The following is a 17,213-nucleotide window of genomic DNA, read 5'->3' as shown; positions in this document are numbered from 1 at the left end:
TTTCCACTCGCCACATTCGCAGAGGCCTTCAGCACCGCGTAAATTCACGCGGCGTTAACCTATGGAAATGCGGGAACCCGCGGCCGCACCCGAAGCTGCATCGGTCCGGGGCCTTTCGACTGACGTCACATCAGCCCGGGCGCCTGACCTCCAGATGGGGAGAATGATGATGCGGAGCGTCAAACACTATCGCGCCTTTCAAATTGATCCGGACGGGCATGTGTTCGGCTGCATCAATCTTGTCTGCGGTGACGACGAGCAAGCCAAGCGCGAAGCAGCTGCGCTCGTCCTCGTCCACCGCATCGAGCTATGGCGGCTCGACAGCCGCATCGCCCAGTTCGATCGTCCCCAGGAGATCGCCCGGCAAGAGGCACCTTTGGACGCTTAGGAACCGCGCGCGGCAATTCGGGTTGGTCGGATCGGACCAATCGATCGAGGACCCAGCATGGCGGATCCAGACGTTCGCAAGGGGATGCCGCCCGTCAAGCTGTCGCGTGAGGAATTCGAAAGCCGCTACAAGAGCCAGTTCGTCGATCCTGCCTTCGCTCCGCTCGCTCGCGAACTCGGCGCAATCGTCGGCGCCGCCTGGGATGCCTATAGCCATTCGCGCAAGGCGCCGATGACGCGCAAGGCGGGCGCAGGCTTTGCTGATCCCGACTACGATCTCGCCGTCGACTGGCTGGCCGCGCGCGATGCCGTCCTCGAAGCGCAGCGGCGGCACGACGATGCCGGAGCGACGCCGCGCATTCTCGTCATCAACGGCTCGGCGCGCAGCGAGCACACCTGTCCCGGCGAGATGTCCAAGACGTGGCGGATGGTCAAGCTCGCCGAGCCGGTTTTCACCGAGATGGGCTTTGCCGTCGACATCCTCGATCTCTCCCGCCTGACGTCCGAGTTCGGCAAGCACATTCATCCCTGCAAATCCTGCGTCTCCACCGCCATGCCGCTCTGCCACTGGCCGTGCAGTTGCTATCCGAACTATTCGCTGGGCCAGACCAGCGACTGGATGAACGAGATCTATCCGCTCTGGGTTGCCGCGCATGGCATCCTGATCGTGACGCCGGTGAACTGGTATCACGTGCCGGGCGGTCTCAAGGCGATGATGGATCGGCTGGTCTGCGCCGACGGCGGCAATCCGGACCCGACATCGACGCACGGCAAGAAGGCCGCCGAAGCAAAGGCGCTGGAGCTGAAGGGCTGGCCCTATCCGCGTCATCTCGCCGGCCGCCATTTCGGCCTCATCGTTCACGGCGACAGCGTCGGCGCCGAGGGCGTTCGCCGGACGCTGTCCGACTGGCTGACCGACATGCATCTGATCTCCACGGGCCGCTTCGGTGAGATGGACGGCTACGTCGGCTACATGGAGCAATATGCGACCTCTCACCGGGAGCTGGACGAAGATCGTGCGTTTCAGCAGGAGGTGCTAAATGCAGCCAAGACGCTTGGCCGCGCTGTGAAGCTCGCCCGGAGCGGGCAGCTGTTGGAACCGGGTGCCGGTCTCGAAGAGCCGGCCCCGAAATGACCGCCTGAAAGGACGACGAATGCTGGAAGAGAAGCTCAGGGAAGCCATCGTCGGAGAGCTCAAGCGTCAGGCGGCCAACCGGCCGCAGGCGCTGAAGGTCGAGGGCTCTGCGGAAGAGCTGATCGTCAACGGAAGGATCGACTTGGCCGACCTCGTCATGGTGATCGTCGGCTCGGTCGCCGGCGGCCCATAGCGCTAAAGCATCGCCTTGAGCTTCAGCGCATCGGCAGGGGCCGCGCTCTTCTGGTCGTTGTCGAAATAGACATAGACGTCGCAGCCTTGCCGCTTCCAGGATGTGATGCGCCGCGCCCATTGCGTCAGCGTCGAGCGGCCATAGTGGCCGTAATAGCGTCCGCCCGGCCCGTGGCCGCGCACATAGACGAAATCTGCCGTGCGCTTCCAGGGCGCCGGTGCATCGTGATGGTCCGACAGGCAGAGCGAGATGTTCTGGTCAGCGAGCATCCTGAGAATGCGGGGTTGGTACCAGCTTGGGTGTCGAAATTCGAAGCTATAGCGGCGCTTCTTGGTGAGCAGCTTGAAGAACGATGCGAGCCTGTCGGGATTTGCCTCGAACCGGGGCGGCAACTGAAACAGGATCGGTCCGGCTTTGCCGCCCAAAGAGGAGATGCGATCCTCCAGCAATGCGAGGCTGTTTTCGCTGGCGTCGGACAGGCGCTTCCAATGCGTGATGAATTTGGATGCCTTCCAGGTGAAGACAAAATCCTCATCCGTCTGATCCCGCCATGCCTTCACGGCTTGCGGTGTCGGTGTCCGGTAGAACACGCCGTTAAGCTCGGTCGTCTCGAACCGGCTGGCATAGTAGCGAAGCTGCTCTTTCAGCGGCAGGCCATCCGGAAAGAAGGGACCGCGCCATGAATCGTAGTGCCAGCCGGAAGTACCGATCAGTACGCGTGACATCTCTGATAGCCGCTGTTGGTCGCGGTCGATCGAGCCGAGTCTCCTGCGAACAACGCCCTCGGCCGTTAGCGCCGCTTGGTCGCGCGAGCCCTGGTCGCGCGGCGATTATAGGGCGAACGATTGACCGGCTTGAGCGAGATACCTTCGCGTTGCGCCTTGCTGCGGATCGCGGCGATCGGGCGCTGAAGCTTGATGCTCATGACGCCGGTGGGCGTATTTCCCTTCGCGAGCTGCCGCAACATCTTGACGTCGGCCGTCGACCACGGCTGACGCGAGCGACGCTTGTACGAAGGGTTTGCTTTGCGCGGTCCCTTCTTGCCGATCGGCGAGCCGGGCCGCTTCCAGGTTGCTGTGCGTGCCATGTTGATCCTCCTGGAATCCTAAAGCACGAATCAGGGGGTTGGTTCCGACATCGGCTGCGTGCGCCCACGAAGCCGGCCGCGATCACAATTCTATCCTGCGGCCGAGTTCGACCAGCGCATTGCTGGGCATCTGGAACCGATCCACGGCATGTGCGGAATTGCGAACCATGAAGCCGAACAGGCTCGTTCGCCAGCGCGACAGCAGTGAGCTGCCGGGGCGATTGACCGGATCGTATCGCTCGACATAGTAGGTGGGCCGCTCCCAGGCGGGCAGCCCCTCGCGTTTTGCCTGTGCGATGACGGAGGGAAGATCGGGAATCTCGACGAAGCCGAAACGGACCATCATGTGCCACACGCCTTCGCCGAGCTGCTCGCATTTGACGCGATCGGGCGCGCTGATGCGCGGCACGGCTTCGAAACTGACGGTGAGGGCGATCACGGTCTGATGCAGCGACCGGGTCTGTCTCACGTAATTGACGATCATCGGCGGCACCCCCGTGCCAAGGCGCGTCAGGAACACGCCGGTCCCCGAGATCCGCGCGATATTTTCCTCGGCGAGCCGGGTGATGAATGCTTCGATTGGCTCCGAGCGCGCGGCATTCCGGCGATGCAGCCTGGCGACGCCGTCGTGCCAAACGAGCATGGCGGTAAACACCAGCGCACCGAAGGCGAGGGGTATCCATCCTCCGTCCAGGATCTTGAGCAGGTTGGCTCCAAAGAATGCCAGATCGACGATGCCGAGGGCACCGGCCAGGGCGATCGATCGCCAGATGCTCCAATGCCAGCGCGCGTGCATGACTGCGAACAAGAGCACCGTGGTGAGCACCATGGTGGTGGAGACGGCGGTCCCGTACGCACCCGCAAGACGGTCCGAGCTGCCAAATCCGATCGTGAGCGCGATGGTCAGGATCATCATGGTCCAGTTCACGAACGGAGCGTAGATCTGACCGTATTGGTCGGCGGAAGTCTGGAAGATCTGGACGCCCGGAAACCAGCCGAGCTGCATGGCTTGCCTGGTCATCGAGAACGAGCCGGTGATGATGGCCTGGCTCGCAATGATCGTCGCCAGCGTTGCAAGAAGGACCAGCGGGTAGACCGCCCAGGCCGGCGCCAGCAGGAAGAAAGGATTGCCGTCATTGTTTGGCGCATCGACGAAATTGCCGACTTGCCCGGCATAGTTCAGGACCAGGCCCGGGAGCACGATGCTGAACCAGGCGAGCCTGATGGGGGCCCGGCCGACATGTCCCATGTCAGCATAAAGCGCCTCGCCGCCGGTCAGGGCGAGAAACACGCCGCCAAGCAGCGCGAAGCCGACGCGGCCGTGATCGAAGAGCAGCTTGATGCCGTAGCTCGGGTTGAGTGCGGCCAGTACACCGACGTGACGGGCGATGCCCAGCAACCCGAGCACTCCCATCGTGATAAACCAGAGCAGCATGATCGGGCCGAATGCCCGTCCGACGATTGCCGTGCCGCGGCTCTGGAGCGCGAACAGCCCGGTGAGGATCGCGACCGCGATCGGCATCGTGTACGGCTTGAAGACCGACGTCGCCACGTTCAAGCCTTCGACGGCACTCAAGACCGAGATGGCCGGCGTGATGATGCCATCGCCGTAGATCAAGGCGGCGCCGAACAGCCCGGCCATGATCAACCAGCGCCCTCGACGCGACCCGCGTGTCCCCGTGATCGCCATCAGCGCCAGGATGCCACCTTCGCCGTGATTGTCGGCGCGCATGACGAAGAGGCCGTATTTGATCGAGATGGTGATGATCAGGGCCCAGATGATCAGCGACAGCGAGCCGAGCGCTGCCTCCGCGGAGAAGTCCTGGCCCATGATCTGCCTGATCGTTTGCAACGTATACAGGGGGCTCGTGCCCAGATCGCCGTAGACGATCCCGAGTGCAAGCAGGATCGTGGAGGGACTTGGCGATCGTTCGACGCGAGCTTGGGGGGAACCGGTCCCGCCGGTTTTGGCGCAAAGAGCTGATGTCGAGGTGCTAGACATCAGGCCGAACGGGATCGTTCGGATGTTGTGTCGTGATCCACCGGATTGAATCGGTCGCTGGGCATGACCGGTTAACGCGCGCCGCCGGGATTGTTCCGATTCACTGGCGGAGTTCCCATCGTGCACGGTGCAACGTGCGGCCGACCTACAGGCGGACGGCTTCACCGCTGCGAACGCTCTCGTCCGCGGCAAAGACGATCCGCAGTGAGTTGATCGCGTCCTCGTGATGTTCGGACAGGTCGATCTCGCCGCGGATCGCCCCGAGAAACAGCCGCTGCTCGCGCTCGCAGAGCTCCTGGTGGTGGGGTTCGTCGGCAGTCGAGAGGAGTTCGTCCTGCCTTGCGAAACGCCCCCCGGGGGTACGAGCCGCGTAATGAATACGAAGCGCGTTGGTCTGGGTATGGCTGTCGTGGTCCGCCGAACTCGCAGCCGGCCCGGTGCTCTCCTTCGCAACGATCGACACGCTGCCGTTCGGCCCGATGATGTCCTTCACGAAATGAGCGGTCTCGCTCATCATCGGTCCCCAGCCGACCTCGTACCAGCCGACCGATCCGTCGTCGAACACGATGTGAAGATGGCCGTAATTGTGCATGTCGGGCGCGATCTCGTCCGTGAGCCGCGCCCCGACGGCATGGACCATGACAGGACGCGCGCGCGTCACCTGGCACATGATGTCGACATAGTGGACGCCGCAATCGACGATCGGCGAAGTCGACAGCATGAGCTTCTTGTGGACCTCCCAGAAGGAGCCGTCCGATTGCTGGTTGAGGTTCATGCGCAGGACGAGCGGCTTTCCGAGCGTACGGCCGATCTCGACGAAGCGCGACCATGACGGGTGGACGCGCAGGATGTAGCCGATCAGCAGCGCCTTTCCGCTCGTCCGCGCGGCGTCGACCACGCGCCTGGCTGATACCAGGGTGTCGGCGAGGGGCTTTTCGCAGAACACATGCGCGCCGGCCGCGAAAGCCTGAAGCGCCATGGCGGCGTGATGTTCGGTGTAGGTACAAATCGCGACGGCATCCGGACGCAGCGTCGCGAGAGCCTCTTCGTATCGTTCGAAACGCGGCACACCGGGAAACTCGCCCTCGAGGTCGTGGCGCTCGGCCGCACGGGAGGTGCAGAGGCCTGCGAGCTCGAAGCCTTCGATCGCTCTGTAGGCGCGGGCGTGGCTGGTTCCCATGGTGCCGAGGCCAACGACGAGAACGCGAACTCGCTGTTCGGTCGAAACGGTTGGCGAGGGCATGGCTCAAATCCTTCAGTCGAAACAATGCCAGGTCGATCCGTGAATCAGGAATTGCCAGCAGATGGGCTACCCTCGATCCAGGTTTGGAGCACGCGCAAGTCGTCGCCGAGATGCACGAGGCTCGCCAGACATCCGGGCGCGATGCGGCCGAGCTCGGTTTCACGCCGCAGAAATGTCGCCGGAACGCGCGACGCCATTGCGAGGGCATCGGCGAGATCGAGCCCCACGACATTGACTGCATAGCGCACGGCCCCGTCCATTGTCAGAACCGAACCGGCGAGCGTTCCGTCGTCGAGGCGCAGGCAGCCGTCTGCGCACGTCACGCGGCGGCCCTGGAGATCGAAATTGTCGGGTCCACCGGCGGCCGGCGGCATCGCGTCGGTGATCAACATGAACCGATCGTGCCGCTTGGCGGCAAGGGCGACGCGCAGGTTCGCCGCGTGGACATGATGGCCATCGGCGATGATGCCGACGAACGCTTCGTCGAGATCGAGCGCGGCACCAACCATACCCGGCTCGCGTCCGACCGGCGCACTCATCGCATTGAACAAATGGGTGAACGCGCGCGCGCCCGCGCCGACGGCGGCGCGCGCCTCCTCGTAGCTCGCTTCCGAATGGCCGAGCGAGACGAGCACGCCGTGCCCGGCGAGTTCGGCGATGCTTTCCACGCTGATCCGATTGGGTGCGAGCGTCAGCATGACCGCGCCGCAATTCGCGTTGGCGATCGTCGTGAGGTCGCTGGCCTCGAGGCTGCGGATGTATTTCAGCTCGTGCGCGCCCTTGCGGCGCGGGTCGAGGAACGGCCCTTCCAGATGGATGCCGAGGGTCGCCCGGGTCAGATGCCGTGCCTCGCGCGTTGCGGCAATCGCCGACGCCATCACTTGCGGCGCATCGGTGACCAGCGTCGGCAGCAGCCCGACGGTCCCGTATCTGCGATGTGCGGCGGCGATGCGGGCGATGCCTTCGGGCGTCGGATCCTCGTTGAACAGGACCCCGCTGCCACCATTGACCTGGACGTCGATATAGCCGGGCGCAAGCAGGCCGCCGCCGAGATCGCGCACGGCACCGTCAGGCCTCTCGGAGTAAGGGACGATTGCGGCGATGCGCTCGCCTTCGATGACAACGGCATGGTCATCGAGAAAGCGTTCGCCGTCGAAAATTCGCGCGCCGGACAGAACGATCATCAGACGGTCTCCGTCACCTTGCGCAGATTGCGCGGGCGGTCAGGATCGCGACCGAGGCGAAGCGCAAGCGCCTCGACAAGGCGGTAGAAGCGGTGGATCATGACGATCGGCTCCAGCAGGGTCGCCTCGACCTTTGCCGTGGCGAGGCGATGCGCCTCGTCACCGCCGCCCGCCTCGATTGCAATCACCGTGGCGCCGGCATCGGCGAGAGCCGTGAGCGTCGGCAGCATGCCTTCGCGCGCCGCGTCCGACGGCACGAAGGCGATGACGGGAAAGCCTGAGGCCACAAGTTCAGCCGGGCCATGCAGTACCTCGGCGGCGGAGTAGGCCTCGGCATGAATCGCGCAGGTTTCCTTGAGCTTCAGCGCCGCCTCCGCGGCGATCGCGAGCGTGGCGCCGCGGCCCAGCACGAAAGCGCTGCGCGCATTGGCGAGTTGTTCCAGCATCGCCGCGGGCGGCGGCGCCGCTTGTCCGCGCAGCACATCCGGCAGGCCGGTGAGAGCGTCTGTGAGCAGCCGATCCTCGCGCCAGGCCGCGACGAGGCTCGCGCCCGCGACGAGGCCCGCCACCATCGATTTGGTCGCGGCGACGGAACGTTCCGTGTCGGCGCACAATGGCAGCAGCACTTCGGCCCCTTGCGCCAGCGGTGAGGCCACGTCGTTGACCAGCGCGACGGCCAGCGCACCGCCACTTCGCGCGGCGCGCTGCATTTCGATGATGTCCGGGCTGCGTCCCGATTGCGAGATCGCGACGGAAACGCCGCCTTCGAGCCGCATGGGCGTGCGATAAAGCGTCGCGATCGAGGGGCCGATGGAGGCACAGGGCACCCCCGAAACGATCTCGACGAGGTATTTCAGATAGAGCGCGCAGCAGTCGGACGAGCCGCGGCCAATGGTCGTGACGACAGGCGGATCGAGGGCGCGCAGACGCGTCCCGAGCTCAGCGAGCCGCTCGGCATTCTGGCCCAGCTGGCGCGCGACCGCATCGCCTGCCTCGCCGATCTCCTGAAGCATGTGCGTCGTCATCGGTGCGCCTTTCGGGCCGGCGGCGACAGCGTGAGCTCGGAGACGAAGTCGTAGGCGTCGGCGCGGTACCAGGATTTCGTGAATTCGACGCAGGATCCATCGGCGAGATAGGCGATGCGCTGGATATAGAGCGCCGGGCTGTCCGGTGCGACCCCGAGCAATTCCGCATCCGCTTGATCAACGAGGGTCGCGCGCAAGCGCTGCAGGCCCCGCGCGGGCCTGAAGCCGCGCGCGGAGAGCGCCTCGTAAAGCGAGCCGCCGACGGAGTTCTGTTCGGGAAGAAAGCGTATCGGCACGGCGGCGCGTTCGATCGCCATCGGTGAACCGTCGGCCAGGCGCAGGCGCCCGAGCCGGAATACGCGTTCGTTCGGCCGCACGCCAAGCATCATGGCCTCTTCCGGCGTCGGCAGGAACACCCCGCGTTCGAGCTCGCGCGAACTCGCCTCCAATCCGCGCAGCCGCATGTCTTCCGTGAAGCTCGTCAGGCGCGACGAGGGCTGCTCGACGCGCGGGGTCGCGCGATGGATGAAAGTGCCGGCGCCATGGCGGTGAAACAGCACGCCCTCGGCGATCAGATCGGCAATCGCCTTGCGCAGCGTGGTTCGCGACACGTCGAGCAGATCGCACAATATGCGCTCGGCCGGAAGCAATTGCGTCTCCGCGAAGCGTCCCGTCTCGATCTCGCGCCGAAGCGCGTCGACCACGGCACGATAGAGTTTCTGGCCCGGCGCGGTTTCGACCGTCAGGGACATGCCGCGTCCTCCGGGAGCGTTCCGCCGGCGAGCAGGATCGCGCCGTCGACCGCGTCGCGCCGCGGCGGAGCGAGGCGCTTGGCCACATCAGGCGGCAAAAAGGGACGCAAGGGCTCGCCGAAGCCGCCGGCAAGCGCGATGCGCTCGGCGCCGAGGGCGCTCAGCGCGTTCGCGAGCGCTGCAATCGCGCTGGCTGCTTCGCCGACGATTTCACGCGCGCGCATATCCCCTGACCTGGCGACGTCCAGGATCTGGGGCGCGAAGGCGCCGTAGTCTCTGGGCCTCGCGTCCGCTGCCCAGCGGCTCATCCGCAATGGATCGTCACCGAAATGGCGCGCGAGCGCCTGCGCAAGCCCGCTCATCGGCTCGAGGCCATCGATCGCCCGCAGCGTCGCGCGCAGCGCCGACTCGCCGAGGCGCGCGGCAGATCCGTCGTCGCCGAGCCAGAAACCGCGGCCGCCGATGATGGCCGTTCGAGCTCCGACGCGCGCGATGCCCGCCGAGCCGGTGCCCGCGATGATCAGGCCGCCGTCACCGAGGCCATTGGCGCCGACGCAGGCTGCGACCGCATCATTGACCGCGACGATGCGCGCAAAACCGGGCAGGGCGGCGGAGACGCGCTCTGCTTCCTTGTCATCCGAAAGCCCGGCAAGGCTGAGCCCGACGGCGATCTCGTGCCTTGGCGCGCCGGCAGCAATTGCGGAGTCCATCGTTTCGCGGACGACGCGCATGGCCTCGTCGAAATCGAGATAGATGTTCGAAGCCGGCCCGAGGCCATGCCCGAGCTCGCGGCCCGACGAATCCCGCAGTCTCGCGCGGCAGCGCGTCCCGCCGCCGTCCACACCGAGAAAGAACTGGGCCGTCGCCGTCGCCAAGGAGCCTCCTAAAAAATTTCTTAACGCCTCTAGACAAGAGGTATGTCACGTGGCTAAAACAAATACAAGAGGTATCTACCATTGGTATTCACGATGTCGGTACTGCGGAGCTCGGAGGCGGACGGGGAGGCGCGCGGCGGTACGACCGGCGCCGAGGCGCTGTTCGCTGAGGCGATGCTCGCATCCTACCGTCGGGCGATCGCTTCCGTGACGGCTGCCACCGGCGACATCCGCGCCGCCGCGCTTCGCCTTGCTGCGATCTGGCGAGCAGGCGGGCGTCTGGTCTATGCGGGCGCAGGCTCCTCCGGTCTTGCGGCCGCCGAAGATGCCGCCGAGCTTCCCGGTACCTTCGGCCTCGATGAGGGCCGTATCGCAATTGTTCTGCCCGGCGGCATCGCCGAGCCGTTCCGCATTGATGGCGCCGCGGAGGACGATGCCGCAGCCGGCGAGCGGGCTATGACAGCGCTCGGCGATCTCTCCCGGGATGCCGTGATTGTCGTATCGGCGAGTGGCTCGACGCCGTTCACCGTCGCAGCCGCCGCCGCGGCGCGTCGCCGCGGCGCTTTCGTGGTCGCGATCGCGCATCGGCTAGGTTCACCCTTGCTCGTCGGTGCCGACGTGTCGATTCTGCTCGAAAGCGGGGAGGAGGCGCTGCGCGGCTCGACCCGGCTTGCGGCCGGCGCAGCGCAAAAGGCCGCGCTCGGCATGCTCTCATCACTGATGGGATTCGATTTGGGACACATCCACCAGGGCCTCATGGTCAACCTGAAGGCCGACAATGCCAAATTGCGCGAACGGGCGCGGGGGATCGTCGCAACAATCGCCGGCGTCAGCGATGCCAAGGCGGAAGCGGCGCTGCGGCAGGCCGGCGGCGAGGTCAAGCCGGCAATCCTGATTGCCTGCGGTATCGTCAGCATGAGCGAAGCCGTCGGGCGGCTCGCTGTTGCGGAAGGTCGGATCGACGAAGCGTTGCGTCAATGGAATCACGGGCGAAAACCCGAACAAGGGAGCGTAGCATGAGACGGACATTCAAGGCTGCAATGGGAGCTGAGGTTGCCGCGTTGGCGTTGCTTGCGGGGCTTGCGTCGGCCCAGGCAGGCTCGTTGAAGATCGAGAGCTGGCGCAACGACGATGCCGACATCTGGAACTCGAAGATCATTCCCGCCTTCAATAAGCATTATCCCGACATCAAGATCGAGTTCGCGCCATCGGCGCCCAAGGAATACAACGCCGCCCTCAACGCGCGGCTCGATGGCGGCACCGCCGGCGACCTCATCACATGCCGTCCGTTCGACGCCTCGCTCGCGCTCTATCAGAAGCATCAGCTCGACGCGGTCGACGGCCTCAATGGCATGGACAATTTCTCCGATGTCGCGAAGGCCGCATGGCAAACCGATGACGGCAAAACCACCTTCTGCGTGCCGATCGCGTCCGTCATCGCGGGGTTCATCTACAACAAGGAAGCCTTCGCCAAGGTCGGCGTGTCCGAGCCGAAGACGCTCGAGGAATTCCACGCCGTGCTCGACAAGCTGAAGAAGGACGGGACCTATGTCCCGCTGGTGATGGGCACGGCGGACCAGTGGGAGGCCGCGACCATGGGATTCCAGAACATCGGTCCCGACTATTGGAAGGGCGAGACCGGTCGCGCCAACCTGATTGCGGGCAAGGAGAAGCTGACGGATCCGCAATACATCGCGGCCTTCAAGGAGATCGCAAGCTGGGCGCCCTATCTCGGGTCGGGCTTTCAGGCGCAGACCTATGCTGACAGTCAGAACCTGTTCTCGCTCGGCAAGGGCGCGATCTACGCGGCTGGCTCGTGGGACATCTCGACGTTCCGCGGACAGGCGAAGTTCGCCATGGGTGCATTCCCGCCGCCGCAGCCGGCCGGCACGACGGATTGCTACATTTCCGATCACACCGACATCGCGATGGGCGTCAACGCAGCGTCGAAGAACAAGGACGACGCCAAGAGGTTCCTGGAATGGCTGACCACGCCGGAATTCGCGACGATCTACGCCAATGCGCTTCCAGGCTTCTTCCCCCTCGCCAAGACTCCGGTGAAGGTCGACGACGACGTCGCGGCGACGATGGTCGGATGGCGTCAGACCTGCAAGTCGACGATCCGCAACTCGTATCAGATCCTGTCGCGCGGCACGCCGAATCTGGAAAACGAGCTTTGGAACGTTTCGGCGCAGGTCGTCAACGGCAAGCTGACGCCCGAGGCCGCCGGCAAGCAACTGCAGGATGGCCTCGACAAGTGGTACAAGCCCGCCAAGTGATACCAGTCCCTCTCTCCGCTTTGGCGGGGAGAGGGATTTTTCTCGTTTGGTTCGATAGTTGCTGCACCCGCCGCGAGCCCATGGCGCAAGCCTCAAGCGCGGAGAGGGACGATAGCGCACGGTAGGTTCAATCTTTTCCGTCATGCCCGAATCGGTCTCGAACATCACCGCTCAGATGCCTCGCGCCAAGCTCGCGGGCCTTCTGCTGTTCTTCCTCGGACCGGCGGTCGCGATCTACACCTTGTTCTCGATCTATCCGCTCGTCGCGACCATGGCGTTATCCACCTACACAAGCGATCCGTCCGGCGCCCGGTCTTTCGTCGGGCTTGCCAACTTCAAAACGCTGCTCGGTGACGCGCTGTGGTCGAAGCCGTTCTGGAATGCCCTCGGCAACAATCTGATATTCTTCGCCGTGCACATGTGTGTTCAGAATCCCGTTGGCATCGCACTCGCGGGATTGCTGAGTCTGCCCGGCCTGAGGCTCAGGGGTTTTTATCGCACCGTGATGTTTCTCCCCACGATGCTTTCGGTCGTCATCGTCGGCTTCTCCTGGAATCTGATCCTTTCCCCGCTCTGGGGCGTCGCGGCCGGCGCGTTGAAGGCCGTGGGGCTGGGCTCACTGTTCGCTCCCTGGCTGGGGCTCGAATCGAGCGCACTCGTCACCCTGTCCCTCATCTCTGTCTGGCAATTCGTCGGCATTCCGATGATGTTGATCTACGCCGCGCTGCTCAACATCCCCGACGAGTTGATCGATGCGGCACGCGTCGACGGGCTCGGACAGTTTCGCATCTTCTTCCACATCAAGCTTCCGCTCGTCCTGCCGACGATCAGCCTGGTCTCGGTCTTGACCTTTGTCGCCAACTTCAACGCTTTCGATCTGATCTACTCGGTCAAGGGCGCGCTCGCGGGGCCGAATTTCGCCACCGACATCCTGGGCACGTTTTTCTACCGCACCTTCTTCGGCAATCAGCTCCAGCTCGGCAATCCGACCATGGGCTCAGCGGTCGCGACCGTGATGTTTTTCATCATTCTCGTCGGCCTTTGCCTGTATCTCTTCTTCGTGCAGCGGCGCATTCGCCGTTACGCTTTCTGAGGTAGCTGGCATGACGACGGAGCAGCGTGCAAGAAGCCTCGGCGTCCACGTCGTCCTGATCGCCTATAGCCTCCTTGCGGTCGGTCCAATCCTGCTCGTGGTGATGAATTCGTTCAAGGTGCGCAACGCCATCTTCGGCAGCCCGCTCGCGCCGCCGGAGGCCGCGACCTTCAGCCTCATCGGCTATGAGAAGGTTTTCCGCTCCTCCCATATCCTGACCTACTATTCGAATTCGCTGATCGTGACCCTCGTCAGCATGGCGCTCGTGCTGCTGTTCGGCGCGATGGCAGCCTGGGCGCTGACCGAATACCGCTTTCGCGGTTCGACGGCGCTGGCACTGTTCCTGTCGATCGGCATCATGGTGCCGATCCGGCTTGGCTCCGTCGCGATCCTCAACATGATGCGGTCTGCCGGCCTCAACGACACGCTGACCGCCTTGATCCTCGTCTATGTCGCGCAAGGCCTGCCGATGTCGATCTTCATATTGAGCGAGTTCATTCAGCAAATTCCCAAGGACTTGCGCGACGCCGCGCGCTGCGACGGCGTGCCGGAAACCCGCATCTTCTTCGAGGTGGTCGCCCCTCTGCTGCGCCCGGCGATCGCGACGGTCGCGGTCTTCACCATCGTGCCGATCTGGAACGACCTTTGGTTTCCGTTGATCCTGACCTCGAGTGACTCCACGCATACGGTCACGCTGGGCGTGCAGCAGTTTCTGGGCCAGTACATCACCGACTGGAATTCGGTGCTCGCCGCACTGTCGATGGCGATCCTGCCGGTCGTCATCATCTACGTGATCCTCTCGCGCCAACTCATCGCAGGCCTCACCTCCGGCGCGGTCAAATAGGTTGTCAGAATGGCCAATCTGCGCATCGAACACCTCCACAAGCGTTATGGCGCGGCCACGGTGCTTAACGACGTCAATTTGAAGATCGAGGATGGCGAGTTCGTCGTTCTCGTGGGGCCGTCAGGCTGCGGCAAGTCGACGCTTCTGCGGATGATTGCCGGGCTCGACGGTGCATCGGGCGGCGACATTCATATCGCCGACAAACTCGTCAACACGCTCGCACCTGCCGATCGCGGCATCGCGATGGTGTTCCAGTCCTATGCGCTCTATCCGCACATGAACGTGCGCAAGAACATGACGTTCGGGTTGAAATTCACCGGGGTGCCGCCTGCCGAACGCGAGCGGCGCGTCACGGAAGCGGCCCGCATGCTGCGGCTCGACGAGTTGCTCGGGCGCTATCCGCGTGATCTCTCCGGCGGCCAGCGTCAGCGCGTTGCCATTGGCCGCGCGATCGTGCGCGAGCCTGCCGTTTTCCTGTTTGATGAGCCGCTCTCGAATCTCGATGCGGCCCTGCGCGTCTCGACGCGCGTCGAGATCGCGAATCTCCATCGAATGCTGAAGTCGACCATCGTCTATGTCACGCACGACCAGGTCGAGGCGATGACTCTCGCCGATCGCATCGTCGTGATGAACAAGGGTTGCATCGAGCAGGTCGGCAGGCCGCTGGATCTCTATTATGCACCCGCCAACCTGTTCGTCGCGGGCTTCATCGGCTCGCCTGCGATGAATTTCTTCGATGCTAAGGTTGCCAGCGTCGAGGGTGCATGCGCGCGTGTGGACGGAGGCGGCTTTCGCAGCTTCGACCTGCCGGCGACCTCATTGAAGATGGGCGATACGCTAACGGTCGGCGTTCGTCCGGAGCATCTTGGCAGGCGAGAGGACGGTTCCTTCACCGTGGAAGGCGTCGTCGAACTGGTCGAACGTCTCGGCGAATCCTCCTTCGCCTATGTGCGTCGCGCCGACGACAGGCTGTTCGTTGCCGAAGTCCGCGGTCGCCAGACGCCGACGCCCGGTGAGCGAATGGTACTCGCTGCGGCGAACCGGGATGTGCACGTCTTCGATGCCTCGGGCCTGCGGATATCAAGTCCGACCAATGCTTAAGCGGCCGACCGGCGTTGGCGCGGGCTGATCGCAAGCGAGCTCCGCAGCGAGAGGGATCAATCGTGACGGATATCGTACGCTATCTCACCCATCCTCAGGTGAATATTGATCCGGCGATCCCCGTACCATCCTGGGGCTTGAGCGCGATCGGCAGACATCGCACCGAGGCGATCACAGCGACGCGCCAGCTCTCGCGTACGACGCGGATCATCGCCAGCGGCGAGCGGAAGGCCATCCAGACCGCGGAGATCGTTGCGGCAAAGCTGAAGATCGATGTCGAGGTCCGGAAGGCGATGCACGAGAATGACCGATCGGCAACGGGCTTTCTGATGCATGACGAGTTTCAAGCGGTCGCCAATCAGTTTTTTGCTCAGCCCCAGATCAGCGTTCGGGGCTGGGAGCGGGCTGTCGACGCCCAACTGCGCATCGTGCGCGAGGTCGAACGGGCCCTGGCTCGGAATGATCAGGGCGACGTGCTCTTTGTCGGGCACGGCGGGGTGGGCACTCTGCTCTATTGCCATTACATGGGTGTTGCGATTGATCGGTCCTGCGACCAGCCTGCCGACGGCGGTTATTTCTTTGCGTTAACCAGAGAGGGCCGTCGCGTGCAACACTCCTGGCGTCGTCTTGAAGACCTGTGATCCGCGCCCGCTGCATGTCGGCCGCCTGACGCGGGGAGCGCCGCCTGCGCCTCGGATGAATTGACCGGCTTCGATCAGGCCACCCAGCTGGCGACCAGGCCTATGGTCGCCGCGAATATTGCGGTGACGGTGAGCCAGCCGAGCGCCTTCATGCCCGGGCTGTTGACCTCGTCCCCCATCAATCTGCGGTCGCTGGTCATCAGCAGAATCAGGAGCATCAGCGGCGGCGTCGAGAAGCCCTGCACGATGCCTGAATAGACCAGGGCCTTCATCGGATTGAAGCCGAGGAAATTGAGAAGCACCGCAGCTGCCGTAAAGCCGGCGATGGAGAGATAGAACCGGCCGGCGTCGGCCGGGCGCGCGTTGAGCGAGCTCTTCCAACCGAGCGTCTGGCAGAAATCATAGGCTGCGCCCGTGGTCATCACGGGAACGGCGAGGAAACCGACGGCAATGATCCCGATGCTGAACAGCGTGGCGGCGGCGTTGCCGGCCAGGGGCCGTAGCGCTTCGGCCGCTTCAGCCGCGGTGCTGATATCAGTCTGGCCGGCCTGATGCAGCGTCGCCCCTGTCGAAAGAATGATGAAGTACATGATGACATTGGAGAATGCCATTCCCATCAGAATGTCACGGCGCGACTGCGCGAGCTCGGAACCCATGCCGGCGCGACGCGCCCGTGCGTCGATGCGGCCGGCGGCAATCAGCTCCTCGACCTCGACATTGGACTGCCAAGTATAGAGATAGGCCGACAGTGTGGTGCCGATCACCGCGACGAGGATCGACAGAAACGCGTTGGAGAATTGGATGTGCGGAACGAGCGTGCCCCGCAGCACGGCCGGCGGATCGGGCGATGCGAGGACCGCCGATCCGACATATGCGAAGAGCGAGAGAGCCAACCAGCGGAAGATGTTGCGGATGAAGGTGTAAGATCCCCAAATCTGCAGCACCAGGATCGCGCCAGCAATCCCCAGAACCAGGGCGCCATGCGGGACCGCCACATACAGGTTGATCGCTGCGGCCATCGCACCGATATTCGCTCCGGCCTCGATCACGTTTCCGATCAGCACGCCGATCAGCGCGGGCCACATCAGCCATGGCGAGAAGTGCTCGCGAAGAACGGCAAACAATCCCTTGCCGGTGACGCGTCCGAGCTTGGCAGAGAGGAACACGACGGCGAACATCATCGGGAATGTCACCGGCGCCATCCAGAGGAAGGCGTAGCCGAACCGCGCGCCGGCGCTCGCATAGGTTCCGATCGCCGAGCAATCATCATCCGCAGCGCCGGTCACGAGGCCGAGACCGAACGCGCGAGTGAGGCCTTTGGTTCTGCTGCCGGAAGCTGAGCCGTTAGTCGCGTCCATAACGGTCCTGCGAT

The 17,213-nt window shown here is 64.1% G+C and carries 18 protein-coding genes; 9 read left to right on the top strand and 9 right to left on the bottom strand.

All coding sequences use genetic code 11. The annotated features are described in order from the left end of the window. Window positions 1–163: 163 nt before the first annotated feature. The 3 genes from ACVWZ4_RS34135 to ACVWZ4_RS34125 are packed head-to-tail and all read left to right on the top strand — an operon-like array spanning window position 164 to window position 1,715. Window positions 164–388 carry a hypothetical protein gene (locus ACVWZ4_RS34135; RefSeq protein ID WP_456734668.1) on the top strand — a complete coding sequence of 75 codons (225 nt, stop codon included), beginning with the start codon at window positions 164–166 and terminating at the stop codon, window positions 386–388. A gap of 57 nt (window positions 389–445) precedes the next feature. Then, on the top strand, window positions 446–1,522 hold the full coding sequence (locus tag ACVWZ4_RS34130; protein WP_456742099.1) for a flavodoxin family protein: 1,077 nt from the start codon (window positions 446–448) through the stop codon (window positions 1,520–1,522). 19 nt (window positions 1,523–1,541) lie between these two features. Then, window positions 1,542–1,715 (top strand): hypothetical protein, encoded by a 174-nt coding sequence (locus ACVWZ4_RS34125; RefSeq protein WP_456742098.1) that lies wholly within the window; start codon window positions 1,542–1,544, stop codon window positions 1,713–1,715. Between the two features lie 2 nt (window positions 1,716–1,717). Here ACVWZ4_RS34125 and ACVWZ4_RS34120 read toward each other — a convergent pair whose 3' ends face one another. The 8 genes from ACVWZ4_RS34120 to ACVWZ4_RS34085 all read right to left on the bottom strand — a co-directional run bounded on the left by ACVWZ4_RS34120 (window position 1,718) and on the right by ACVWZ4_RS34085 (window position 9,883). Beyond that, the gene (locus ACVWZ4_RS34120; RefSeq protein WP_456702814.1) at window positions 1,718–2,440 is read right to left on the bottom strand and encodes a DUF72 domain-containing protein; all 723 of its coding nucleotides are present in this window, start codon (window positions 2,438–2,440) and stop codon (window positions 1,718–1,720) included. Window positions 2,441–2,505: 65 nt separating this feature from the next. Continuing rightward, the gene (locus ACVWZ4_RS34115; protein ID WP_456742097.1) at window positions 2,506–2,802 is read right to left on the bottom strand and encodes a hypothetical protein; all 297 of its coding nucleotides are present in this window, start codon (window positions 2,800–2,802) and stop codon (window positions 2,506–2,508) included. An 82-nt stretch (window positions 2,803–2,884) separates the two neighbouring features. After that, window positions 2,885–4,969 carry a potassium transporter Kup gene (locus ACVWZ4_RS34110; RefSeq protein WP_456790461.1) on the bottom strand — a complete coding sequence of 695 codons (2,085 nt, stop codon included), beginning with the start codon at window positions 4,967–4,969 and terminating at the stop codon, window positions 2,885–2,887. Further along, complete coding sequence (locus ACVWZ4_RS34105; protein WP_456734670.1) at window positions 4,950–6,047, bottom strand: Gfo/Idh/MocA family protein; 1,098 nt, start codon at window positions 6,045–6,047, stop codon at window positions 4,950–4,952. The genes ACVWZ4_RS34110 and ACVWZ4_RS34105 overlap by 20 nt, the downstream gene beginning before the upstream one ends. 44 nt (window positions 6,048–6,091) lie before the next feature. Continuing rightward, a complete protein-coding gene (gene nagA, locus ACVWZ4_RS34100) occupies window positions 6,092–7,231 on the bottom strand; it encodes an N-acetylglucosamine-6-phosphate deacetylase (RefSeq protein ID WP_456790460.1) in 1,140 nt (379 codons plus the stop codon). Next, the gene (locus ACVWZ4_RS34095) at window positions 7,231–8,256 is read right to left on the bottom strand and encodes an SIS domain-containing protein (RefSeq protein WP_456742096.1); all 1,026 of its coding nucleotides are present in this window, start codon (window positions 8,254–8,256) and stop codon (window positions 7,231–7,233) included. Before ACVWZ4_RS34095 ends, nagA begins: the two co-directional genes overlap by 1 nt. After that, window positions 8,253–9,008, bottom strand: a complete 756-nt coding sequence (locus ACVWZ4_RS34090; protein ID WP_244546985.1) for a GntR family transcriptional regulator — start codon at window positions 9,006–9,008, stop codon at window positions 8,253–8,255. Before ACVWZ4_RS34090 ends, ACVWZ4_RS34095 begins: the two co-directional genes overlap by 4 nt. Continuing rightward, window positions 8,999–9,883, bottom strand: a complete 885-nt coding sequence (locus tag ACVWZ4_RS34085) for a BadF/BadG/BcrA/BcrD ATPase family protein (RefSeq protein ID WP_456734672.1) — start codon at window positions 9,881–9,883, stop codon at window positions 8,999–9,001. The genes ACVWZ4_RS34090 and ACVWZ4_RS34085 overlap by 10 nt, the downstream gene beginning before the upstream one ends. A 93-nt stretch (window positions 9,884–9,976) precedes the next feature. On the opposite strand from ACVWZ4_RS34085, the gene ACVWZ4_RS34080 reads away from it, so the two are divergent. From ACVWZ4_RS34080 to ACVWZ4_RS34055, 6 genes are all read left to right on the top strand, one after another. Then, window positions 9,977–10,903: an N-acetylmuramic acid 6-phosphate etherase gene (locus ACVWZ4_RS34080; protein ID WP_456742095.1), complete on the top strand. Its 927-nt coding sequence runs from the start codon at window positions 9,977–9,979 to the stop codon at window positions 10,901–10,903. Then, window positions 10,900–12,162 (top strand): ABC transporter substrate-binding protein, encoded by a 1,263-nt coding sequence (locus tag ACVWZ4_RS34075; RefSeq protein WP_456742094.1) that lies wholly within the window; start codon window positions 10,900–10,902, stop codon window positions 12,160–12,162. The genes ACVWZ4_RS34080 and ACVWZ4_RS34075 overlap by 4 nt, the downstream gene beginning before the upstream one ends. A gap of 142 nt (window positions 12,163–12,304) precedes the next feature. After that, window positions 12,305–13,255, top strand: coding sequence for a carbohydrate ABC transporter permease (locus ACVWZ4_RS34070; RefSeq protein WP_456734674.1), 951 nt, complete (start codon window positions 12,305–12,307; stop codon window positions 13,253–13,255). 10 nt (window positions 13,256–13,265) lie between these two features. Beyond that, entirely contained in the window at window positions 13,266–14,099 is an 834-nt protein-coding gene (locus tag ACVWZ4_RS34065; protein WP_456702823.1) for a carbohydrate ABC transporter permease, read from the top strand. 9 nt (window positions 14,100–14,108) lie between these two features. Beyond that, window positions 14,109–15,200, top strand: a complete 1,092-nt coding sequence (locus ACVWZ4_RS34060) for an ABC transporter ATP-binding protein (protein ID WP_456742093.1) — start codon at window positions 14,109–14,111, stop codon at window positions 15,198–15,200. A 62-nt stretch (window positions 15,201–15,262) separates the two neighbouring features. Beyond that, a complete protein-coding gene (locus tag ACVWZ4_RS34055) occupies window positions 15,263–15,841 on the top strand; it encodes a histidine phosphatase family protein (protein ID WP_456742092.1) in 579 nt (192 codons plus the stop codon). 74 nt (window positions 15,842–15,915) lie between these two features. Here ACVWZ4_RS34055 and ACVWZ4_RS34050 read toward each other — a convergent pair whose 3' ends face one another. Further along, a complete protein-coding gene (locus ACVWZ4_RS34050; RefSeq protein ID WP_456742091.1) occupies window positions 15,916–17,199 on the bottom strand; it encodes an NRAMP family divalent metal transporter in 1,284 nt (427 codons plus the stop codon). Between the last annotated feature and the right edge of the window lie 14 nt (window positions 17,200–17,213).

It is taken from the genome of Bradyrhizobium sp. USDA 4472 (assembly GCF_054058595.1).
This window is presented reverse-complemented; position numbering and strand designations above follow the sequence as displayed.